Origin of the sequence: Mycolicibacterium insubricum, assembly GCF_010731615.1 — a bacterium.
GTDB lineage: Bacteria > Actinomycetota > Actinomycetes > Mycobacteriales > Mycobacteriaceae > Mycobacterium > Mycobacterium insubricum.
In genome coordinates, this window is the sequence record NZ_AP022618.1 from 1,438,569 (window position 1) to 1,460,595 (window position 22,027).

Sequence of the window (22,027 nt, forward strand, 5' to 3'; positions counted from 1 at the left end):
GCTACACCAGCTTGTCGGGGATGTCGGTGTGCAATGCGCGCAGGAACTCGCCCATGCTCTTGGCCTGCGCGTCCGGCCGGGTGCAGGACGCGACGCCCTCACCGAGGAATCCGACGACGACGAAGTTGAGCGCCCGCAGGTTGGCGAACTCGTACCGGTGCACCGGGTACCCGGCGGCTTCGCAAACCAGCTCGCGGAACTTCTCCACACTCAGATGCGACCGCAGCCACTCCCATCGTTCGTCGGTGTCGGCCCATAGGCCGATGTTGACGTTGCCGCCCTTGTCCCCGGACCGTGCGGCCACCACGGTGCCCAGGGCGCGCCGGCTCCTCGGGCCGAAGTCCTCCGGTTCCGGCGCCGGCTGCTCCACGTAGGGCACCGGCGGGGAGCACCGTGGCGGATGAGGGATCACCTCGCGGGAACCGTCACCGTGAACGACGACGTGCTCGACCGCCGCCGCCGGCACCAGAGTCGGCCAGTAAACCCCGAATTCGCTTGCCGAGGCGGGCGAGGTGGTGGTGTAGAAGCCCGGATAGCCGGCCACGTAGAGCTCGATGACTGCGTTGGAGAAGGCGCGATCGACCTTCGCCCGGTCGCGGTCCTTCACTGTCACCCGCAGGTGCGCGGTGGCGTCGCTCATGCGGGTGGGGTCGGGCCGGTCGTAGCGCAGCAACTGCACCTCGAAGGAGTCGAATTGCTCGGTGCCACCCAGGATCTCGGTGAGTTCGTCGATCGCCCAGGCGGCCTTCTCGTCAATGTCCAGACCGGTCAACGCCATCGTCATCGTGTTGCGGTAGCCGCCGACGTAGTTCATCGCGACCTTGAGAGTGTCCGGGGGAGGCGTGCCGGTGGTGCCGGACACCAGGACCCGGTCCGGTCCCGCCGACGCCACGCTCAGGGTGTCGAAGTGCGCCACCACATCCGGGTTGGCATAGGCCGGTGTGGACACCTCGTAGAGCAGCTGGGCGGTCACCGTCCCCGGCGATACCAGCCCGCCCGATCCGGGTGGTTTGGTAATGACGAAGCTGCCGTCGTGGGCGAGTTCGGCGATCGGCGAGCCCGGGTAGCGCCGGTCGGTGATCTCGCTGAACCGTGAGTAGTTACCCCCGGTGGCCTGCGGACCGCATTCGATGATGTGCCCGGCGGCGACCGCCCCGGCCAGCGCGTCGTAGTCGGTCCGGGACCAGCCGTGCCACCAGGCTCCCACCCCGACCACCAGCGCCGCGTCGGTGACCCGACCGGTGACGACGACGTCGGCGCCGCCCGCCAGCGCGGCCGCGATACCCCAGCCGCCGAGGTAGGCGTTGGCCGAAACCGGTGTCACCTCGGCGATGTCGAGTTCGGCGCCGGTATCCAGATGGGTGAAGGCAAGCCCGGCCGCGTGCAGGTCGTCGAGACTGGGCAGCAGATCGTCGCCTTCGACATGGGCGACGTCGAGATCGACGTGCAGTTCGGCGGCGACGGTGCGGAGCTGCCTCGCCAGCCCCGCAGGGTTGAGCCCGCCGGCATTGACGACGATCTTGATGCCGCGCTGCGCGCAGGCCGCGGCGACGTCGCGAAACTGGGTCACGAAGGTCTGGGCGTAGCCGGTATCGGGATTCTTGTTGCGGGCCTTCCACAGGATCAGCATGGTCAGCTCGGCGAGGTAGTCGCCGGTGATGACGTCGATGTCGGCGTGTTCGACGAGGTCTTTCATCGCCGAGAGTCGATCACCGTAGAACCCGGAGGCATTGCCGATCCGAACCGGGCGCCTCATCGCTGCACCGCCCCGGGGCTGCGACGGCTGGCGGCACCGGCGTACGCCTGGGCGATGTCGAGCCATCCGGTGGCAACCGGACCCCTCACTGCCAGCCCGGTTTCGGTCCAGTGTCGGCGTTGGGTCACCACGAGGACGAAATCCTCGGCGTCGCCGGAGACGGTGTCATCGGCATCCGAGGGCCCCCATTCCCACTGTGCCCCGGACGGCGCGCGGAGTTCGATCCGTACCGGCTCCGTGGGCACATCGAGTCCGTGGTGGATGTGGGAGAACGCGAAGGTTGCCACTCCGAGGTGGGCGATGCTCCGCAGACCTGGACTGGCCGGGTGCGGCGTGTGAACGGTGTCGTAGATGTCGTGGCCGTGCGCCCAGGTTTCCATCAGCCGGGCGGTGGCGCAGGACGCTACGCTCATGTCCGGACCGAACCATGGAATCCGCCGCTTCGGGTCGTCGGTGCCGAGAGTTGCCAGCAGAGTGCGTCGTGCCTCGCGAAACCACTGCAACGATGCCATCGGGGCCAGTGACCGGTACTGCTCGGCGAGTCGGTCGGGAAAATCCATGCCGCCGGCAATCAGGGCGGCTGCCTGCGTGCCGAATTCATCGGGTCGGGTCAGGGCGAGGACGGCGGCGTCATCGAAGAACGCCAGGTGCGACACCTGGTCCTGAATGGACCAGCCGCGGGCGGGAGTCTCCAGCGCCCACCGATTGCCGTCCAGCCCCTGCAGTCGCCGGGTCAGCTCGTCGGATTCTGCCTGCAGGTCCGCCAGTAGCCGCGGGTAGTCGAGGCTCATTACACGCCCTTCCAGACGGGTTGTCGTTTGTCCTTGAAGGCCGACATGCCTTCCTGGGCGTCCTGGCTGAGATACACGGGAGCCCAGATGTTCTCGGCCCGGTCGAATGCCTCGCTGAGCGGGTACTCGGCGGTCAGGACGGCGGTCTTCTTGCCTGCTGCCACCGACAGCGGCGCGTTCGCGGCGATCCGTTCGGCGAGCCGCTGGGCGGCCTCCCGGAGGCCGGCGGGCTCGGCGAGTTGATTGACGAAACCGATCTGGTAGGCGCGCTCAGCCGACAGCGGCTCGCCGGTCAGCGCGAGTTCGGTGGCAACGCGCCGGGGAACCATCAACGGCAGCGGGGCCGCCCACGGCGATCCCCGACCGACCTTCACCTCGGTGATGCCGAACTGCGCGGTGGTGGCCGCGACGCAGAGATCACAGGTCTGAGCCAGCAGGAAGCCGCCGGCAAACGCCACGCCATTCACCGCGGCGATCGTCGGTTTGTCCACGGTGATGTTGCGGCCGAACTGCGGGACGAAGTCGACCGGGGGAATGGTCAGCTGGGACTCCGACATCTCCTTGAGGTCTCCGCCGGCGCAGAACGCTTTGTCTCCGGCGCCGGTGAGAACCAGGACCTTGGCGCTGTCGTCGTCGTTGAACCTGCGGACACCGGCGAACAGCCCGTCGCGGACCGCCTTGTTCAGGCTGTTGCGCGCCTCCGGGCGGTTGATGGTCAGCCAGGCGATCTCGTTGTGAACCTGGTACGTCACGCTCATGAGTCGGCTCCGGCGGGCAAATCCTGATCGGTGCCGCTGACCACGGCCAGCACCTGCCCGGTTTCGACTTGGGTGCCCACCCGCACCGAGATGCCCGACACCATGCCGTCGGCTGGCGCGCGCACTGTGTGCTCCATCTTCATCGCCTCAAGAACAACGATCGGCATCCCGGCGGTGACCGGTGTCCCCTCGGCGACCTCGATGCGCACGACCGATCCCGGCATCGGCGCCAGCAGTGAGCCGGATTCCTGGACCGAGCTTGGATCCGGGAACCGTTCGATCTCCTTCAGCGCCGTTGCGCCCAGGGCGCTGTCGACGTAGTGGATGTTGCCGCACCGGGTGATCCGGTAGCGGCGGCGGACACCCTCGATCTCGGCGTCCACCAGTTCCGAGGTCGCCGACAGTAGGTGAACCTCGGGCTGCCAGTCGTGCACCGTGGCGTGCAAGGTGGAGCGGTCGAAGCGATAGCGGACCGTGAGGTCCTCCGAACCTGCCGCATACGTCACGCACTGGTCCTGACTGGGCAGGGTGCGCCAGCCCGACGGCAGTCCGGGCAGGACGGTCGTCGATGCTCGCCGTCCGGCCTGGTCGGCCAGGGCGGCGACGAGTGCATGCGTGCGCCACCGCGGGTGGCCGGTTTCCTCGTCGCCCATCAGCGTCGCGGGACGGTGACGTTCGAGGTACCCGGTGTCGATGGCGCCGGCCAGGAACTCGGATTCGCCAAGGATGCCGATCAGCAGATCACGGTTGGTCGATACACCGTGGATCCGGGTATCGCGCAGCGCGCGGGCGACCCGGGCACACGCCTCGTCGCGGGTGCGTCCGTATCCGATCACCTTGGCGAGCATGGGATCGTAGAACGTGCTGACCGTCGATCCCGAGGTGAAGCCCGCGTCGACGCGCACGTTCGGCGAATCCGGGAATTCCAGTGTGGTCAGTTCACCGGACGCCGGGATGAACCCTGCCGCAACATCTTCGGCGTACAGGCGTACCTCGACGGCGTGTCCGTTGGGGACGGTGTGCAACATCTCGGGGGGAAGGGGATAGCCGGCGGCAACCAGCAACTGGGCGCGGACCAGGTCGATGCCGGTGACCAGTTCGGTCACCGGGTGCTCGACCTGCAGCCGCGTATTCACCTCCAAGAAGTAGAAGGTGCCGTCGGGTGCCATCACGAACTCGACTGTCCCCGCACCTTCGTAGGACAGGGCCTTGCCCGCGGCGACCGCGGCGCGTCCCAGTTCGTCGCGCAGTGCTTCGTCTACGGCGGTGGACGGTGCTTCCTCGATGATCTTCTGGTAGCGGCGCTGGATGGAGCATTCCCGCTCGCCGAGATGGACCAGGGTGCCGTGACGGTCCCCGAAGATCTGGACCTCGATATGGCGGGGGGATTCGACGAACTTCTCCAGGAATACCGTTCCGTCGCCGAACGCCGAAGCAGCTTCGCGCCGGGCGCCGGCGACGGCTTCGGCCAACTCGGATGCGTTGTGTACGATGCGCATTCCGCGCCCGCCGCCCCCGAAGGCGGCCTTCACCAGGATCGGGAACCCGATTCCGGCGGCCGCTTCGGCCAGCAGTGCCGGATCGGCGTCGCCGTCGGATTCGACGGTGACGCCGGGCAGCACGGGTACCCCCGCGGCGCGCATCATGTCCTTGGCGGCGATCTTGGACCCCATCGCCTCGATGGCTTCGGGGCTGGGGCCGACGAACCGGACTCCGGCGGCGACGCACGACCGGGCGAAACTGGCGTTCTCGGACAGGAATCCGTAGCCCGGGTGGATCGCGTCGGCTCCGGTTGCGGCCGCCGCTGCCAGCACCAGATCGGCGCGCAGATAGGTGTCGGCCGGCGTGGTGCCCGGAAGGTGCACGGCCTCGTCGGCGGCCGCCACGTAGGGCGCGAATCGGTCGGCGTCGGAGTAGAGCGCGACGGTCGCGATGTCCATATCGCGGGCGGTGCGGATGATCCGCGCCGCGATCTCCCCGCGGTTGGCGATGAGCAGCTTCTTGATGGGAGCGGTCCGGTCGTTGGTCACGGTGGTGGTCATCCTTCTCACATCCGGAACACGCCGAAACCGCGGCGGCCGGAGACGACATTGGAATGTGCTGCGGAAAGGGCCATTCCGAGCACGGAGCGGGTGTCGCGCGGGTCGATGACCCCGTCGTCGTAGATCCGTGCGGAGACGAAGAACGAACTCGACTCGTTCTCGATCTGCGCCTCGATCTCGGCGGTACGCTTCGCGTCGGCCTCGTGATCGAATTCCCGCCCGGCGGACTGGGCGGCGGCCTTGCCGACGATGGACAGCACCCCGGCGAGCTGCGCGGCTCCCATGACCGCGAGTTTGGCGTTGACCCAGCTGAACATGAACCGGGGATCGTAGGCGCGCCCGGACATCCCGTAGTTGCCCGCGCCGAACGAGCCGCCCATATTGATGGTGATGTGCGGGACGGTGCTGTTGGTGACCGCGTTGATCATCTTCGCGCCGTCCTTGATGATGCCGCCCTGCTCGTATTCGGTGCCCACCATGAAGCCGGTCACGTTCTGCAGGAAGATCAACGGGGTGTCGGTCTGGTTGGCAAGCAGAATGAATTCTGTTGCCTTCTTGGACTCCTCGCTGAACAGGACACCGCGGGTATTGGTCAGGATGCCGACCGGGAAGCCGTGGATAAAGGCCCAACCGGTGGCAAGGCTGGTGCCCCAGCGAGGCTTGTATTCGGAGAAGCGCGAACCGTCGACGATGCGTGCGATCACCTCGCGGGGGTCGAACGGGACGCGCGGATCACCCGAGGCGATGCCTAGCAGTTCCTCGCTGTCGTACAGCGGCTCGTCGGCGGGTTGGCTGGGGCCCGGGCCCAGCTTGCGCCAGTTCAGGTGTGCGACGATATCGCGGCCGATGCGGATGGCATCGACCTCGTCGACGGCGAAGTAGTCGCCCAGACCGGACACCCGGGTGTGCATGTCGGCCCCGCCGAGGGATTCGTCGTCGGCGTCTTCACCGGTGGCCATCTTCACCAGCGGCGGCCCGCCGAGGAATACCTTTGCCTGCTGGTCGACCAGCACGCAGTAGTCGCACATGCCGGGGACGTAGGCCCCGCCGGCAGTCGAGTTTCCGAAGACCAGGGCGACGGTCGGGATGCCCTGCGACGACAAGTCGGTGAGATCGCGGAAGATTCGCCCGGCATGGACGAACAGTTCGGACTGGGTGGGCAGGTCGGCGCCACCCGATTCCACCAGATACATCACCGGCAGGCGGTTGACCCGGGCGATCTCCAGGGCGCGCAGGTTCTTGCGCAGGGTGTACGGGTTCATCGTGCCCCCCCGCACGGTGGGGTCGTGGGCGATGATCATGCATTCGACCCCGCTGATGACGCCGACACCGGTGACTATCGCCGCGCCGACGTTGAATTCGGTGCCCCACGCGGCCAGCGCCGATAGCTCCATGAACGGCGCGTCGCGGTCCAGTAGCAGTTCGATCCGTTCCCGGGCGAGTAGCCGGCCGCGCTGGTGATGGCGGGCGACGTAACGCTCGCCGCCACCGGCGGCGGCAACTGCCATTTGTTCATTCAGCGCCGCGACGGCCGCCGATTGAACCTCGTGATTGTTGAGGTAGATATCGGAGGTGGTGTCCACCTGCGAAACGAGACCTGGCATCGATGTCCTTAAGGTCAAAGGTGAATACAGACACAGTCATGTCTGCGATGGTCGAGTTCAAGGGAATCTCCGATATGCACCCCCAAGAGGTGACAAACGAAGCCCCAGGGGGAGATTGGTTGTCTCAGGTGCCGGCGGAGGGCAGCTTCCTGGTGGTGGCGCGGGCGTCGCGGTATTCGCGGGCCAGGGTGTCGACCAGCTCGGCGACGCCGGATACCGCATGTATGCCGGAGACGCTGTGCCCGGCGCTCCACGCGTCGCCGTTGTCGAGCAGCCGATCCTGGGCGAACCCGTCGCCGGATAATTCCGGGTGTCTCTGTTGATCGAGCCAGCAGGCGAGCAGGCTGGCGGGGATACCGCCGACCCGGTCCGAGAGCCGCACGTCATCGAGGGTGGCGGTGGTCAGGGCCTGCCGGTAGTCGTCGGCCGCCAGGCTTTCCCGGGTGGCGATGAATCTGGTCCCCAGGTAGGCGAGGTCGACCCCGAGTATCTGCGCCGCGTACACCGCGTGGCCGTCGCTCATGCCACCGGCCAGCACCAGTGGTCCGTCGAAATGTTCGCGGACGGCGCGGACGAAGGCAAACGGATTCAGCCAGCCGGTCTGGCCGCCGGCGCCGGCGGTGAGCAGGACCAGACCGTCGGCACCGGCCTCGAGGGCCTGCCGGGCATGGCGCAAGGTGGCGACGTCGGTGTAGACCTGGGCGCCGGCGGCGTGTAGCGGCTCCACCACCGCGGCGGGGTTGCCCACGCTGGTGATGACCAGTTCGACACGGTGGGTGACGACGCAGGCCAGGTCGGCGGCAAGTCGTTTGTTGCTGCGGTGCACGACGAGGTTGGGCGCGACCGGTGCGGCCGTGTCCGGGATCTCTCGCCGGAAGCGGTGTAGCCAGTCGTCGAGGATCTCCGGCGTTGCGGCGTTGTGGGTGGGGAAGGACCCGATGACACCCGCCCGGCAGGCGGCAATCACCAGGTCGGGGCCGGAGACTGCGGTCATGGGGGCGGCGATTGCGGGTAGGGCCAGCCGGTCCAGCCACGAAGAGGTGAGGGCCAAGGTGTCTCCCGCTGTCGGATTCCGCCGTTATTAGTGAATCAAGATTTACTAAGCGCCGAGGGCGTCTGTCAACTCTTGCGCTGGCGACGAGGGGGTAATCCCTAGTCAGAAGGTAAAAACCGGCGTTGAATCCGAACGTTGACAAAGTGACTCGCATCACCAATGATGAGGCGGATAGTTACTCAGAATCCGCATTTGTTCTCTCTTGGAGGGAGACGCTCCAATCGGTACCGACCTTCTGCCGGAACTGCCGGAACTGCCGACCGCGGCCGAGATTGCGCGATTTGTCGCGCCGCCGGATGATCTCGTTGCCGACGGCGTCGCGGCGGTGTTGGGGGCGTCGGCGCGGGTCCGCGGGATGGAGACCGCCCGGGCGGTCCTCGACGGCGCGTCTCGCGAGCTCTGTGCCGCAGGAATATTCGACCGGGTGATGTTTTCGCGGGTGGTCGGCTCGGTATGGATACCGCAGGAGTATCACCTGGCCGGCAGGGACGGGCGGGTGCGCAGGTACGTGGTGGTGTCGTCGGATGGCCAGCCCGAGGAACTGAGAATCGGCCTGGCTTCGCCGTTGGTTGAAGCCGAGGTGGTGCGGCGCAGGCTTCCGGCGCTGGTCACCGATGCACAGGGCGAGGCACGCGTGTACCGACCGCTGGCCGAGCGCTCGGGGACTCGCGAGTACGTGGTGGCGCCGGTGTTGGCGGGATCCTCGACGATCGCGCTGATCCACGCCGATGCCGGCGCGGGTGGTCGTCCACTCGCCCCGGTCCATCGCGATCTGCTCAGGATGTTCGCCGACGCGGTGGGGCTGGCGTACGAACGGGCCGTGATTGCCGAACGCTTTGCGGTGCAACGACAGCAGGTGGCCGACGTCTGCGGTCGCGCCTGCGCCGAGTTGGAGGACTTCGGACCCGGTTCGCTGTCCCGGACGCGCATCGCGGCGCTGGCGGTCGTCTCCGGGGACACCGGCGCCGAGCTCGTCGCGCCGGAGCGGCAGCGGCCGGCGGAGCTGCGGAGCTCTTCTCGCTTGGCCCGGCTGACCGGCCGTGAGCGCGAGGTGTTGGGTCTGATGGCCAGCGGTGCGTCCAATGCGCAACTGGCCGACCAGTTGACGGTAGCGGAGAGCACGGTCAAATCCCACGTGAAACACATTCTGCACAAGCTGGGTGCGGCCAACCGGGCGGCGGCGATCGCGTGTTTCCTGCACGAAACACGCAGTGAGGGACGGATGCAGCGATGACTGTCTTGATGGCGGGAGAGTCCACGCGGACCGTCGGCCCCGGCCGGGTCAGATCTGACTGGTGCGCCAGGGAACTCGAGCTCGTGGAGCGACTGAGGGTTTTGCGGGCTCGAGCCGCCGTCGCGTTGGGCGTCGACACGACCTTGCCGACCGTGGAATGGGATGTACCCCGACGCTCGGTGGCGGTGGTCGCCGAGCTCGCTCATGCCTGTCTGGATCGACTGCACACCACCACCACCGCCGACGTCGAAGCGGTGCGAGAGCTCGGCGAACTGCTGCTGGGCTTCCAGGGACTGGTCATCGACTGGTATCTCGGCGACACCGCGATGCGAAGCCAGCGGCTCGCCGGTTGCGCCACGGCGCTGAGCCGGTTGTCGACACTGCCGAATTCGGCGGCGTTGATCGAGGGTGCCTGTCAGGAATTGGTGACGCGGTGCGGCTTTCACCGGGCAGTGCTCTCCACCGTGGAAGCCGGTGCATGGAAGCCGATGATTCTCCTGGACCGATCCGAGCCGGCAGAAGGTTCCTGGTTCCAGCCCTGGCGCAACCAGACGATTCCACTGGAGGAACGGACGCCGGAAGCCGAGGCGAGGGCCCGTCGGCGCCCGGCGCTGATCCAGGACACCGACGACGCCCCGGTGTTCCGGCCGCTAATCGTCCAGGCGGGGAGATCGCGTTCCTATGTGGTCGCGCCGATCGTGCTCGGTTCCGACGTGATCGGTTTCCTGCACACCGACCATCATCCGCATTCGCGCCGTGTCGGGGAGGGGGACCGCGACGTACTGTGGGCCTTCGCCGACGGTTTCAGCCACATCTATGAGCGCGCGGTTCTGTTGGAGCGGATCCGCGCCCATCGAGACAGTGTTCGGGAGCTTTTCTTCGGTGCGGTCGGTCGCCTGGATGCGTTGTGCGAGTCCGGTTTCAGCACTTCCCTCAGCGCCGAACAGGACCGCGGCCTGCCCTTCCGCGCGGATGCTCAGGGCTTCGGCAGGGATGCGCGGGTCGAGCTGACCGAGCGTGAGGTCGAGGTGTTCGAACTGATGGTCACCGGGGCCAGCAATCAGGAGATCGCCGATCGGCTGGTGATCACCGAGGGCACCGTCAAGTCGCACGTGAAGCACATCCTGCGAAAGTATGGAGCCGTCAACCGTGCCCAGGCGATCGCCATCGCGCTGCGGCAGAACTGACGGTCGCTCAGTCGATCGGGACCGCACGGTGGTACCCGCCGTCGTGGTAGATCAGCGGCCCGGGGGTGGTCGCGTCGCAGTGGATCTGTTTCACCCCGGCGATCGCGAGGGTCGAGTCCCCGGCGGGAATGAGTCGATCGATCTCGGCGCGCAGCCAGGTCGTTGCGCCGACCAGCACCGGCTCCCCGGAATCGATGATGGTCCAGGTGCTCCGATCGGCGAACCGCTCCTCCGCGGACCGGGAGAACCGTTGCGCGACGGGGAGTTGGCTCGCGCCGAGCAGATGGACCACGACGGATGTCGCCTCACGCAGGGCGTCGATGCTAGACGACGTGTCGGTGATATTGAACGAGACCAGCGGCGGGGTCAGGGACACCGACGCGAATGAGGTCGCGGTGAATCCTACTGGGCCCGTCGGCGCCATCAGGGTGATCACGGCGACGCCGGCCGGGTGACGACGCAGCGCGGCGCGGTACTCGGAGGCGGAGATCGTCACCGGCTCATCCTGGCGTGTAACTCCGGTACCACAACCTGGTGCAGCAGCTCGATGGCGTCGGGATCGTTGCGGACCGGATGGATCACGGCGCCCTCGGCGATGCCGAGGCTGTGGATGTCGGCGATCAATCCGGCCAACCCGGTCGGCGTCCCGACGTAGAACAGGGTGTCACCGTGGTGGCTGCCGGCGGCGGACATGGCCTCGTGCGCCGATGGCGCGATGAGCGCGTCGATATCGACGACGATGTCGGTTTCCGGGTACTCGTCGCGCACGTCGGCGGCGACCCGAGTCAACGCGCGCAGGTCTGCCGCGCGGACGCGAACTGACTCGGCCGAGCTGTTCATCCAGAGGCGGTCGCCGACGGAGATACCCAAGCGCAACGGTCTGCGGCGAAGGGTGGCGCACGGCGTCATCACGGTCATCACGACTCCGGATCGATGACGATGGCGAATGCCTTGTTCTCGATGCCGCCGGACCGGTCCAGCGCGATGAACTTCTCCTCGGTGTATTCGCCGAGGGCGTCGGGTCCACCTTCGCGGCCCAGGCCACTCTCCTTGTAGCCCCCGAAGGGATAGGCGGGGTGGATGACGTGCCAGTTGTTCACCCAGACCATGCCGGACTCCAGCCTGCGGGCCATCTGCAGCGCCCGCGGTTCACTACCCCACACACCGGCCGAGAGTCCGTATCCGGTGTCGTTGGCGATCTGGACGGCTTCGTCGTCGGAGTCATAGGTGAGGACCACCAATACCGGACCGAACACCTCCTCCCGGGCAATCCGCATGTCGTTGGTGACATCGGTGAAGATCGTGGGCTCTACCCAGTAGCCTTTACCGAATCCCGGTCCGTCCGGCGCCTTTCCGCCGAGGGCCAGCGTGGCGCCTTCTTCGGCGGCGATTTGGAAGTAGCTCAGGATCCGGTCTCGCTGGGTTGCCGAGATGATCGGCCCGACGTGGGTAGTGGGGTCCATCGGATCACCGAGTCGTAAGGTGGCGGCGCGGTTGAGCAACTTGGCGACGATCTCCTCACGCCGCGAGGAGGGGATGAGCAGCCGGGTGCCGGCTTCGCAAGCCTGGCCGTTGTTGGCCATGCAGGCGAACAGTGCACCGTCCACGGCCATGTCGATATCGGCATCGTCGAGGATGATGTTGGCGCCCTTGCCGCCCAGCTCCAGGGTGACTCGTCGGATGTTGTCCGCGGATTGCCGCAGGATGCTCTTGCCCACCGCGGTGGACCCGGTGAAGGCGACCTTGCGCACGTCGGGATGCCCGGCCAGATGCGCTCCGACCGGCTCGCCGTCCCCGGTGATCACATTGAGCACCCCCGGGGGCAGACCGGCGGATTCGAACTCGCGGGCCAGCTCCAGCGCCAGCAGCGGAGCGTGCTCGTCGGGTTTGAGTACCACCGAGTTGCCGGCTGCCAACGCCGGCCCGATCTTCCACACGGTGGTCAGCAGGGGAATGTTCCACGGCACGATCGCCGCAACGACGCCCAGTGGCTCCCGGACCACGACGCCCTCGGCGGCAACCGGCTCGATCGCCGGTCCGGAGGTTTCCCACTGGTACTGCTCGGTGATGGCGGCGAGATACTGCAACTGCGCCACGGACAGGCCGATGTGGAAGGCCCCGGTGATCCTGATGGTGGCGCCGTTTTCGTTGCTCTGCAGCGCGGCTAACTCATCGACGCGTCCGCCGAGGCGCTCGGCGACGGTGTTGATGAGTGCGGCACGCTCGGCCGGCGCGGTGTTGCGCCAGCCGCCCTGATCGAAGGTGCCTTTGGCGGCGGCCACCGCGGCATCTACGTGAGAGACGTCGCCCTTGGCGACGGTGGCGATCAGCTCTTCGGTTGCGGGACTGCGCAGTTCGTAGACATCGTCGGCATCGACCCACTTGCCGTCGATGTACATGCAGTAGTGCGGTGTCATGTTTGAGTCCTTTCTCAGCCGACCTGGCGGGATCGGTGGTGCCAATAGGGTCTGCGGAGTGCTTTCTTGTCGACCTTGCCGGCCGGATTGAGCGGCAGGGCGTCGGTGAAAAGGACGGATTTGGGTGCGTGCACGCTCCCGAGTGCCGTCTTCACATGGCCGATCAACTCCGAGCCGAGGTCCGGACCGGTGATTTCGCCGGACCGGGCCACCACGAACGCCAGCACCGCTTCGCCCCACTTCTCATGCGGAATACCGATGACCGCGGACTGGGCGACGGCGGGATGGGTGGCCAGCGCGTCCTCCACCTGACGGGGGAACACGTTGAATCCACCGCTGACCACCATGTCCTTCTTGCGGTCGACCAGGTGGAGGTACCCGTCCTCGTCGAGACGGCCGATATCGCCGGTGTGCACCCAACCGTCGCGCAGCGTTTCGATGTCGCGTTCGGGGTCCAGATAGCCCAGCATCTGTCCGAGTTGGTGCGAGCAGATCTCACCGGAAGCCCCGATGGGCAGGATGTTGTCGTTCTCGTCCTGGATGCTGACCTGGACCGGGAACATCGGTTGGCCGGCCGAGGCCAGGCGCGCCGTCCAAGCCTCGGCGGATTCCCCCGCCCGCTGCAGGTGGTCCTGCTTGCGCAGGCAGGACACGTAGCCGGGTTCGCTGCCGGCGTAGGTCTGAATGAAGATCGGGCCGAACGTTTCCAGCGCCTGCCGCAGCCGTTCGGGGGCTATCGGTGAACCGGCGTAGACGACGGTCTGCAGTGAACTCAGGTCGTTGTCGTGGGTGCGCGCATGATCGATCAACAGGTAGATGATGGTGGGGACCAGCGCGACCGCGGTGACACCGAACTTTTCGATGTTCGATGTCAACCCGGCGACGTCCAGGCCCGGCAGCATGACGTTGGTGCCGCCTCGGACGAATGTGGGCATAACGAAGATCTGGGAGAAATGGGTCAGCGGCGCCCCGTGGGCGAAGACTTCGCCGAACCGGATGTCGCCGATGTCCAGGCCCGCGGAGATGGCGTAGTGGCTCCAGCTCAGGTGGGAATTCACCACGCCCTTGGGTTCCCCGGTGCTGCCGGAGGTGAACAGTACGTAGGCTTCGTCGTGCTCATCGATGTACACCGTCGGCCTGGTGAGGGGCTGTTGCGCGACGAATTCGTCGAAGTCGACGGCATCCACCAGGAGCTCGCTCCGGGGTTGGCCCAGGCGGATCAGGATACGCAGTTCGGGCAGATCCTCGCGGATCGTCGCCACGGCCGCCTCGAACTTCGCGTGGTAGATCAGCGCCGTGGCGCCGGTTTGCGCGAGGTTCGCCTTGAATCCCTCGGGGGCCGAGCGGGTGGCCATCTGCACCAGTGACGCGCCGGCCGCCCAGATTCCGTGCTGCGCCGGAATGAATTCCAGGCAGTTCGGCATCAGCAGGCCGACGCGTTCACCTTTCTCGACCCCGGACTTGATGAGTCCGTTGGCGATTCGGTTGCGCCAGTGGTTGAGCTGGCGGTAGGTCAGGGATCGGCCGTCGGCGGCGTCGAGGATCGCGGTGCGCCCCGCGTAGTAGGTGCATGCGCGATCCAGGACGTCCGGTAGCACGCCCCACATCCCGGTGGCGTGTGCTGCCGTCGTCATCCCGACACCGACGTGGGGTCGAATCCCTCGACCCAGTACTCCGGAGTGACGATGGGCAGGCGGAGTTCCTGGAGGACCGGGGTGTCGTTCCAATAGGTGGTTTCGCGGGCGATCCTGCCGGTGCTGTCGAGCTGATGCCAGGTGATTCCCCGGGTGCTCAGCGTCCGGCCGGCCGAAGGTACGCCGCGGAAGGTCGCCAAACCCTCGCCCGTCCAGCTCCACAGGATGACCACGGCGGGATCTCCGCCGGTCCCCGCCAACTGGAACGCCTCGTCGACGACGAAGCGGTGTTGGCCTGCACCGTTTTCGGGGTTCTTGTTGGCAAACGGTGCCAGACGCGGTTCCAGCTCGGCCTTGGTGATGGCCGTGTCGACCATGTGGTCGGAGTCCCCGTGGTCGTCGTAGACCAGGTCGTCGTTATAGAGGGCCACGGCGGCCACCGTGTCGGTCGTCAGTGCGGTGGTCCAGCGCTGTGCGTGTTCGCCGGCCAAAGAGGTATTCAGGCTCATCGGGTATTTCCTTTCAGGCGGTGGCGTCGGTCCGGGCGACCGCGCGGGGGTCGACGGGCAGGCCGAGGTCGCGAACGGCCGTGGAGACGTCCCAGAAGCTCGCTTCGCGTTTGATCCGGCCGTCGCTGTCGTAGACGTGAAAGGTGATGCCGCGCGCCCCGGGTACCTTGCCGTCGGTGGGTACGCCGACGAATGCGGTGGCGGTCGGAGCCTGCCAGGTCCACCGGTAGATCGCGGCGTTGGCATCGCCGACCACCTCGTCGATCCGGAAATTGTTGATCCCGATGCCGTTGTCGGTGTCGGTGTTGGCGTATGGCGCGAAGACCCGCAGCAGCTCCTCTTTCGAGGTGATCTTTTGGCCGAGAATCGGGTCCTCGAATAGGAAATCGTCGGCGTAGAGCGCGACAACGGTTTCCGGGCTCGTCCGGAAGGCTTTCAGCCATTTCACGGCGAATGTGTGACTCATCGTCGGGTACTCCCTGGGCGTTGTGTGCAAGACCTGTCTGACGCTATGGAGCACACCGGACCGGTGGCGACTACCGGAGGGGGGAAACCGGACGCCCGTCGGGGGGACATGCCCGATTACCGCTCCTGAGGGCGGGCCGGAGCCGGCCTGGTGGCTACCCCGATGCCGGATCGAGTTCCCCCCTGTGAGGGGTGTGTAGGGGCGGTGCGCGGGCGGAACATCGGGAAGGAAGCGATGCACTCGTTTGCCGCCATTCGTTTGACAGGGAGCAAAAATGCTGGAACAAGACATGACCGATGAGGAATTCGTCCCGTACTTCGCCAAGGCGCAGGAGGTCTCGCAATTCTTCCGGGAGATCGGTCCCAAGTACGACACCGAGAATACGTTCGCCTACCCCTCCATCGAGGTGTTCAAGAAATCCGGATTGGGGGCGTTGCCGGTGCCGCGGGCGTTCGGCGGGCCCGGCGGCAACATCCTGCAGGTCTCCAAGGTCGTCTCGGAGCTGTCCAAAGGCGATTCCGCGATCACGCTGGCCTACAACATGCACTACATCATGCTGGGCATCGCGGGGAACCTGATGACCGAGGAGCAGAACAAGTACTGGCTGGGCCGGGTGCTCGACGGTGAGCTGATATTCGGGCCGTTCTCCGAACAGCGGGCCGGGTTCTCCGGGCTGGCCGATATGACGGCGGTGCCGCAGCCCGGCGGCGGCTGGCGACTCTACGGCAAGAAGACGTGGGGAACCCTGTGCGAGGCCGCCGACATCATCACCACCAACGCCACCGAGACCGACGCCGACGGGAACCTGCCGGAAACCTTCGAGGGCCGGGTGGCGGCGGAAAAGCTGTTCATCGGCGATTTCACCGTCGATGCGGACGGAGTGGGCGACGGGATCCGCATCGAGAAGACCTGGGATGCCCTGGGGATGCATGCCACCGGGACGCAGACCATCGTGTTCGACGGCTACTTCGTGCCCGAAGACGGCTTCGTCGCGCCCTGGCGGGCGGGCGCCTTCGGCGTCCTGGAGTGGGCGTCGCTGATGTTCGCCAGCATCTACCTGGGCATGCAGGACCGCATTCTGGAGGAGACCACCCGGGCACTGTCCAAGAAGCACCTGGGCGCCACTTTCGGGGCCATCGTCGCGGCCGACACCGCGGTCAAGAATGTCGGCCACGTGATCGACGGCATCGGAGACATGGCGTCGCGCTACGAGTTCTCCCGGCGGGTGCTCTACCAAACCTGTCAGGATCTCATCGAGGGCAAGGACAAGCGGTGGGCTCCGGAACTGCGCTTTCCGTACCTGGGCCTGGCCAAGACGTTCATCGCCGACAACGTGATGCACATGTCGCGGCACGCGATGAGCCTGCTGGGCGGATCGTCGTTCCGCCGGGGCACCATTTTCGAGCGGCTCTACCGTGATTCCGCGGCGTCGATGTTCCAGCCGCTCAACGCAGACCAGTCCCGCACCTACATCGGTGAGTTCCTACTCAACACGGCTGCGGCGCAGCAGTAGCCGCGCGTATCCCCTCGACGACCTCGGCTCGCGCGGAGTCGTCGAGGGGATAGGGCGTGTAGAGGGTGAACCGGTCGATCAGTCCAGCGAACCGAGCGGTGATCTCGCATGCCACCGCGCCGGGTTCACCCACCACCGCAAAGGTGTTCAGCGCCTCGTCGTCGATGAGGTCGGTCATCGTCGCCCAGTCGCCGGACTTCGACAACCGGTGCAACTCGGTGTGCAGCTCGCCCCAGCCGTGCAGATCCAGCACGGCGCGGTAGGCCGGCGTCGCGCCGTAGAACGCGATCTGTCGACGCACCCCGGCGATCGCGTTGTCCAGGTCACGCTCATCGCGGCCGGTCGCCACCAATCCCGGATAGCACACGGTGAAATTCGCGCGGCTTCGCCCCGATTGCGCCAGGCCGGCCGCGACGATCGGGGTGGTCACCTCGCGCAGATACCTGGCGGTGGTGAACCCGTGCACGAGCAGTCCGTCGGCGTATTCGGCAGCTACCGTCGTCATCTTGTGGCCGACCGCGGCGAGCACCACCGGTGGTGGTCCGTAGGGGTGCGGTTCCGGGGTGAACATCGGCGTCATCAGGGTGTGCCGGTAGTGCTCGCCGCGGAAGTCGAGCCGCTCGCCGGTATGCCAGCTGCGCCAGATCGCTTGCAGCGCCATGATGTATTCGGCCATCCGCTCGACGGGGGCCGACCACGGCATCGAGTAGCGGCGCTCGATGTGCGGCCGGATCTGCGAGCCCAGACCGAGGATGAAACGCCCGGCGCTCAACGACTGCAGGTCGTTGGCGGCAAGCGCGGTGGTCATCGGGCTGCGCGCAAACGCCACCGCGACCCCGGTGCCCAGGCGCAACGTGGTGGACTTTTCGGCTGCGATTGCCAAGGGCAGGAACGGGTCCCGGTTGACCTCGGTGGACCACAGACCGTCGAAGCCAATGCGTTCGGCCGCCCGCACCTGGCCGGTGAGGGTGACGGTATCCGCACCGGAGGTGCCGTCGATTCCGCCACCGATGTTGGTGTCGATGAACATGCCGGAAGGCTCGCACAACCGGCGGGGTGAGTGACCAGTTATTCCCCGGATGGGGGAGCGATATCCATCGTCGTGGGGCCGTCGGGAGTGTCCCAGGTCACTAGCGTTGGGTCTGCTCACCGCGGGAATGCCGGGCAGCGGTTTCTCTGCCGAGTGAGCAATCCAACTGAGGAGGGCCCGTGGGCCGGATGTCGCTCGACGTGCGAACGCATGAGCTGGACCTGATATGGCAGAACGTCTTCACCTGGGTCAGTTGGGCGATCGTGGCGGTGATGGTCGTCATCGCGATCCGGATGGGCATCCGGCAGCGGACGCCGTTCTATCTGATCGCCTGTCTGGCCGCCGGTATCGCCGCGTATGCCGAGCCGCTCTACGACGTGGCTTTCGACCTCTGGTTCTACGACGCCCACGATGGCCAACCCGGTGCCGGCTACATGCACTTCTCGGCATTCGGTGTGGTCCAACCGAACTGGACGCATAGCGGCTACATCATCCTGTACGCCAGTGCGTGCCTCTACGCGGGCCGGCGGATCTACGAGGGACGGCTGGGTCGCCGGGGCCTGTTTCTGGTGTGGGGCGCAGAGGTCGCCGCGTCCTGTCTGTTCGAGGTGATCGGCACCGGTACCAACGTGTACACCTACTACGGTCCGTTCGTTCTCCGATTGTGGAACTACCCGATGGTCATCGGGATCCTGGAGGGCACCCAGGTCGTCCTGTTCACCGTCGTCGCGGTTCTGGTGTGGCGGAAGGTGACCACGGCGTGGGGCCTGCTGAGTCTGTTCCTGGTGTTCCCGATGACCTTCTTTGCAGCCAACTTCGGCATCGGCTTCCCGGTCATCATCGCGATGCACCTGGACAACGGCCTGGCCACCGGGGGAATGATCTGGTCGGCAACGTTGCTGACCATTGCACTGTGCACCGTCGTGGTCAACGGTTTGAGCCGGTTCCTGCCGACTGCGCCTCCCCCGGCCGATCCGATCGCCGCCGACGCGGTGGCGGTGCCGGTTCCGTCGAGGCCGATGGTGTAGTCGAGTCAGTCCGAGACCGCGAGGTCGATACCGAGGATTGCGTGTGCTGCGTCGGTGAGCAGCACACGCAATCGGTCTTCGGCGAGTCCGGTGTTGTGAAACAGCGGGGACTGGACCGCACCGATGGTGGCGTGCACGATGGCCCGTGAGTCGGTGTCACTGAGCTCCCCGCGCAGTTCGTTGACCAGGTGGACCCACTCTTCGAGATACAGCCGTTGTTTGCGGCGAAGCCGCCGACGGTCCTCGTCGGGCAGGTTGTTGACCTCGTTGTGATACACCTGGGCGAGCTGGCGCTGACCCACCACGAATTCCACCTGGCCGGCGACCAATTGCGCCAGGGCGGAGGGCAGGTCGTCGGATTCGGCAAGGATTCGCTGCTCGTCGTTCAGGAGGTCATCGATGACCTGGTCGAACAGGGCCACCAGGATCGCTGATTTGCTGCCGAAGTGGCGGTACACCCCGGAACCGGTGATGCCCGCTGCGGCGCCGATCTCGGCGATGGACACCGCGTGGAAACCTCTCCGGCCGACAAGATCCGCCGCTGCTCGCAGTATCCGGTGTTTGCGTTCCGGATCCCGGGTTCGCGCGCGGCCGCTTGAAGCGGCGATGGCGTCGGCGGCGATGGTTCCCCCCTTTAGCGGATTTGAATTCATCAAAAGGCCGGATCGGACAGGTATTTTAGCGTGTTTCTAGTGAACTTCTGGTCACTGTCCCGGATAGGCCGGGGGAGGGTAGACCCCGCGCAGGATGAACGGCAGCCAGGAGATTGCGTATTCCACCTCGTCGGTGCCGTCGTAGTCGGGGACCGGCGACAGCGGGGTGTTCTCGGCGAGCACGGTGCCCGGCGGTAGGCCGGCATCGGGACCCACGTAGGGCGCCGGCGGTACCGCCGGCTGCCCGTACATTGCGACGACGACCGTTCGATCGAGGCTGTTCACCGACCACACGCCGATCTCGGTGTTCGCGCAGTTCTGCATGATGGCCAGATCCGTGGGGTCGCCGTGCCAGCGGTTGAGCAGTTCGACGCCGCTGATCGCCAGCGCCGGGTGGATCGCCACGGTTTCGGCGGCGACCCCGCGGTAACCCGCGGCGTCGGCGCGGCTCTGCGGAGTCGAGCCGTCGGTGCCGATATCGCCGTCGAGTTCGCGGTTGTTCAGCACATCCTCGGCGTGCCATTGGGCGGCCAGCTGCAGCTGCGGGTTGATCTTCACGTCGTTGACGCAGCCCGCCTGGTGTTGCACGGTGTACACGTTGGCGACCACGCCGTCGTTGAGGCGTTTGTTGTCGGCGTGCGCCGCAGGTGCCTCGATGGTCAGTAGCAGGGCCGTGGCCGCGGTGGCCGACAGAAGTGCTGTGCGGTAGTGCATCTCGGCGTCCCTCCGGATCAGGAAGCAGGGGTCGGTGATCGGTATCCGGCGGCGGATTCACGCAGCCGCCAGATTTGGGCGGGACACAGTTCGTTGGTCGCCTGGGAGATCAGGTACAGCGCCTGGTATTCGTCGGTCGTGTCGAAATCGGTGCGTACTTCGGCCATCAACTGTGCGAACGGAACCGCGGCGGTCACCTTTTCGCAGATGCCGTTGCCGTAGGCCAGTGCGGTCTCGGCATCGGGGAATCCGTAGCCCGGGCGCATGTGCACATTGACCAGGTATGCCACCTCGTCGGCGCGAGCTGTTCCTGCGGAGCCGGTGGCCGCGGCCACCGCGGCGACGCCCAGGATCGATGCCAGCAGACATCGGGCCGGTGCCGGGCTGCTCATTGCGCTCACACCGGCTTGAATTCGGAGATCAGCCAGCGTTGGCCCACCCTGTCCAGGGTCACCCGCACGCTGGAGCTGGTGTTCGCCGGCGCGTCATGGCCGACCGTCACGGTCTGGTCGACAAACAGCAGAACCACGGCGTGGTCGGGGCCGGCGGAAACCGATGACGCGGCCGGGACGGTGGCGTTGGCGGTCACCTTCTTCAGTCGGGCGCCCGGTATGACGACATCGTGGGCAAGTTTGGTGTATTCGTCGAGGAATGAGCCGGTCAGCCGGTCCTTGGCCGCGTCCAGGTCCTGCTCGACGGAATCCGGATGGTAGGTCAGCATGGCGACCGCCCCGTCGGCGGCTGCCCGTACCGCTGTGTCGTCGGGATCGGGCCCGGTCAGTGTGCCGGTTTGGTACTTCACGAATCCGGAACCGAGGGCCAGCAGCATCGCCGTCACGGGCACGGCGAGGCGGGCGAAGGTCCGCAGACGGCCGGCCCGTGCACCGGCTTCGGCGTCCGGTTCGAGGTCCTCGATTTCGAGTTCGTCGATATCGACGCTGTCATCAATGATTTCGTTCGTCATGAGGGAGCCTTCGTCCATGATTTCGGTGTGTCGTTCGTCGGTCATGGCCCGGCTCACGCAACGAACTCGACGTTGGAGACCCGTACTTGATCGTCGACCTGGGTGACGTACACCCGCAGTCGCCAGTACCGAGGCTGGGGATCAGGGGTTCCGGCGTTCGAGGTCAGCACCGAGACCGCCACCAGAGCCTGTGCAGCATCGTCGGACACCGCCTCCAGGCCGGCCTCGACGATCGTGCCGACCGTCACCGCCCGGGCCTTCTGGATCACGTCGATGAATGGCCCGGAGCGTATTGAGAAATCGTCGTGGAACTGACCCGTGGCGCTGTCGAGAATCCGTTGGACGTCGTCTTGGGCATGCTGCCAGTCGATGGTGGTCAGATTCAGCGCTCCCTGCTTGGCCACCTGCAGCAGCGCGGCGCGGTGGGCCTGGGCCAGGCGCGCCTGATGGTCCTGGAATGCGAGCCAGCCCAGCAATGTAGCCAGCGCCACCGTCATGACAACGCTGATTGCCGCTGCGGACCGCCATCTGGGCCGCGCCGGCGCATCGGTGGTGTCGTCTGCGGCGTCTTCCTCGGTGTCCTCGTCGGGTGCGTCGGCGAGGCAGGGTTCGTCGCCGACCGTCTCATCGATATCGAGCGAAAGGGTCATCTGCGCTGCTCCTTGTCGTGAAT

General features: G+C 66.4%; 22 protein-coding genes. 4 read left to right on the forward strand and 18 right to left on the reverse strand.

The genetic code is table 11. The annotated features are described in order from the left end of the window. Position 1: 1 nt before the first annotated feature. The 6 genes from G6N16_RS06895 to G6N16_RS06920 all read right to left on the reverse strand — a co-directional run bounded on the left by G6N16_RS06895 (position 2) and on the right by G6N16_RS06920 (position 8,002). Entirely contained in the window at positions 2-1,756 is a 1,755-nt protein-coding gene (locus G6N16_RS06895; RefSeq protein ID WP_083032388.1) for an acyclic terpene utilization AtuA family protein, read from the reverse strand. Continuing rightward, entirely contained in the window at positions 1,753-2,547 is a 795-nt protein-coding gene (locus G6N16_RS06900) for a TIGR03084 family metal-binding protein (protein ID WP_083032386.1), read from the reverse strand. Before G6N16_RS06900 ends, G6N16_RS06895 begins: the two co-directional genes overlap by 4 nt. Next, entirely contained in the window at positions 2,547-3,305 is a 759-nt protein-coding gene (locus G6N16_RS06905) for an enoyl-CoA hydratase/isomerase family protein (protein WP_083032385.1), read from the reverse strand. The genes G6N16_RS06900 and G6N16_RS06905 overlap by 1 nt, the downstream gene beginning before the upstream one ends. After that, complete coding sequence (locus G6N16_RS06910; protein WP_083032383.1) at positions 3,302-5,347, reverse strand: acetyl/propionyl/methylcrotonyl-CoA carboxylase subunit alpha; 2,046 nt, start codon at positions 5,345-5,347, stop codon at positions 3,302-3,304. Before G6N16_RS06910 ends, G6N16_RS06905 begins: the two co-directional genes overlap by 4 nt. 5 nt (positions 5,348-5,352) lie before the next feature. Then, positions 5,353-6,951: an acyl-CoA carboxylase subunit beta gene (locus G6N16_RS06915; protein WP_083032381.1), complete on the reverse strand. Its 1,599-nt coding sequence runs from the start codon at positions 6,949-6,951 to the stop codon at positions 5,353-5,355. A gap of 124 nt (positions 6,952-7,075) precedes the next feature. Further along, positions 7,076-8,002 carry an NAD(P)H-dependent flavin oxidoreductase gene (locus tag G6N16_RS06920; RefSeq protein ID WP_234805950.1) on the reverse strand — a complete coding sequence of 309 codons (927 nt, stop codon included), beginning with the start codon at positions 8,000-8,002 and terminating at the stop codon, positions 7,076-7,078. Positions 8,003-8,207: 205 nt separating this feature from the next. On the opposite strand from G6N16_RS06920, the gene G6N16_RS06925 reads away from it, so the two are divergent. Then, entirely contained in the window at positions 8,208-9,239 is a 1,032-nt protein-coding gene (locus G6N16_RS06925) for a LuxR C-terminal-related transcriptional regulator (protein WP_083032377.1), read from the forward strand. Between the two features lie 152 nt (positions 9,240-9,391). Beyond that, complete coding sequence (locus G6N16_RS06930; protein WP_234805949.1) at positions 9,392-10,426, forward strand: helix-turn-helix transcriptional regulator; 1,035 nt, start codon at positions 9,392-9,394, stop codon at positions 10,424-10,426. A gap of 7 nt (positions 10,427-10,433) precedes the next feature. On the opposite strand, the gene G6N16_RS06935 is transcribed toward G6N16_RS06930, so the two are convergent. Genes G6N16_RS06935 through G6N16_RS06960 form a run of 6 tightly spaced genes read right to left on the reverse strand, consistent with a single transcriptional unit; the run spans position 10,434 to position 15,452 of the window. Then, positions 10,434-10,922 carry a flavin reductase family protein gene (locus G6N16_RS06935; protein ID WP_083032374.1) on the reverse strand — a complete coding sequence of 163 codons (489 nt, stop codon included), beginning with the start codon at positions 10,920-10,922 and terminating at the stop codon, positions 10,434-10,436. After that, a complete protein-coding gene (locus G6N16_RS06940) occupies positions 10,919-11,344 on the reverse strand; it encodes a hypothetical protein (protein WP_083032373.1) in 426 nt (141 codons plus the stop codon). The genes G6N16_RS06935 and G6N16_RS06940 overlap by 4 nt, the downstream gene beginning before the upstream one ends. Next, entirely contained in the window at positions 11,344-12,843 is a 1,500-nt protein-coding gene (locus G6N16_RS06945; RefSeq protein ID WP_083032370.1) for an aldehyde dehydrogenase family protein, read from the reverse strand. Before G6N16_RS06945 ends, G6N16_RS06940 begins: the two co-directional genes overlap by 1 nt. A 14-nt stretch (positions 12,844-12,857) precedes the next feature. Further along, a complete protein-coding gene (locus G6N16_RS06950) occupies positions 12,858-14,450 on the reverse strand; it encodes an AMP-binding protein (protein WP_083032367.1) in 1,593 nt (530 codons plus the stop codon). A 23-nt stretch (positions 14,451-14,473) separates the two neighbouring features. Next, positions 14,474-14,986 carry a ketosteroid isomerase-related protein gene (locus tag G6N16_RS06955; protein WP_083032365.1) on the reverse strand — a complete coding sequence of 171 codons (513 nt, stop codon included), beginning with the start codon at positions 14,984-14,986 and terminating at the stop codon, positions 14,474-14,476. A gap of 13 nt (positions 14,987-14,999) precedes the next feature. After that, positions 15,000-15,452 carry a ketosteroid isomerase-related protein gene (locus tag G6N16_RS06960; protein ID WP_083032363.1) on the reverse strand — a complete coding sequence of 151 codons (453 nt, stop codon included), beginning with the start codon at positions 15,450-15,452 and terminating at the stop codon, positions 15,000-15,002. Between the two features lie 274 nt (positions 15,453-15,726). On the opposite strand from G6N16_RS06960, the gene G6N16_RS06965 reads away from it, so the two are divergent. After that, positions 15,727-16,965 (forward strand): acyl-CoA dehydrogenase family protein, encoded by a 1,239-nt coding sequence (locus G6N16_RS06965; protein ID WP_083032362.1) that lies wholly within the window; start codon positions 15,727-15,729, stop codon positions 16,963-16,965. Here the strand turns inward: G6N16_RS06965 and G6N16_RS06970 are convergent. Continuing rightward, a complete protein-coding gene (locus tag G6N16_RS06970) occupies positions 16,940-17,995 on the reverse strand; it encodes a TIGR03617 family F420-dependent LLM class oxidoreductase (protein WP_083032360.1) in 1,056 nt (351 codons plus the stop codon). The two genes, G6N16_RS06965 and G6N16_RS06970, sit on opposite strands and share 26 nt — an antisense overlap. A 179-nt stretch (positions 17,996-18,174) precedes the next feature. On the opposite strand from G6N16_RS06970, the gene G6N16_RS06975 reads away from it, so the two are divergent. Beyond that, positions 18,175-19,023, forward strand: a complete 849-nt coding sequence (locus G6N16_RS06975; protein ID WP_083032359.1) for a hypothetical protein — start codon at positions 18,175-18,177, stop codon at positions 19,021-19,023. 5 nt (positions 19,024-19,028) lie between these two features. Here the strand turns inward: G6N16_RS06975 and G6N16_RS06980 are convergent, their stop codons facing one another. The 5 genes from G6N16_RS06980 to G6N16_RS07000 all read right to left on the reverse strand — a co-directional run bounded on the left by G6N16_RS06980 (position 19,029) and on the right by G6N16_RS07000 (position 22,004). Beyond that, complete coding sequence (locus G6N16_RS06980) at positions 19,029-19,646, reverse strand: TetR/AcrR family transcriptional regulator (RefSeq protein ID WP_407663680.1); 618 nt, start codon at positions 19,644-19,646, stop codon at positions 19,029-19,031. 81 nt (positions 19,647-19,727) lie between these two features. Further along, the gene (locus G6N16_RS06985; RefSeq protein WP_083032356.1) at positions 19,728-20,390 is read right to left on the reverse strand and encodes a CAP domain-containing protein; all 663 of its coding nucleotides are present in this window, start codon (positions 20,388-20,390) and stop codon (positions 19,728-19,730) included. A 17-nt stretch (positions 20,391-20,407) separates the two neighbouring features. Next, positions 20,408-20,782, reverse strand: coding sequence for a DUF732 domain-containing protein (locus G6N16_RS06990; RefSeq protein WP_083032354.1), 375 nt, complete (start codon positions 20,780-20,782; stop codon positions 20,408-20,410). 5 nt (positions 20,783-20,787) lie between these two features. Continuing rightward, the gene (locus G6N16_RS06995; RefSeq protein ID WP_083032400.1) at positions 20,788-21,354 is read right to left on the reverse strand and encodes an Rv1363c family protein; all 567 of its coding nucleotides are present in this window, start codon (positions 21,352-21,354) and stop codon (positions 20,788-20,790) included. A 53-nt stretch (positions 21,355-21,407) separates the two neighbouring features. Next, on the reverse strand, positions 21,408-22,004 hold the full coding sequence (locus tag G6N16_RS07000) for an Rv1363c family protein (RefSeq protein WP_083032353.1): 597 nt from the start codon (positions 22,002-22,004) through the stop codon (positions 21,408-21,410). Positions 22,005-22,027 lie beyond the last annotated feature (23 nt).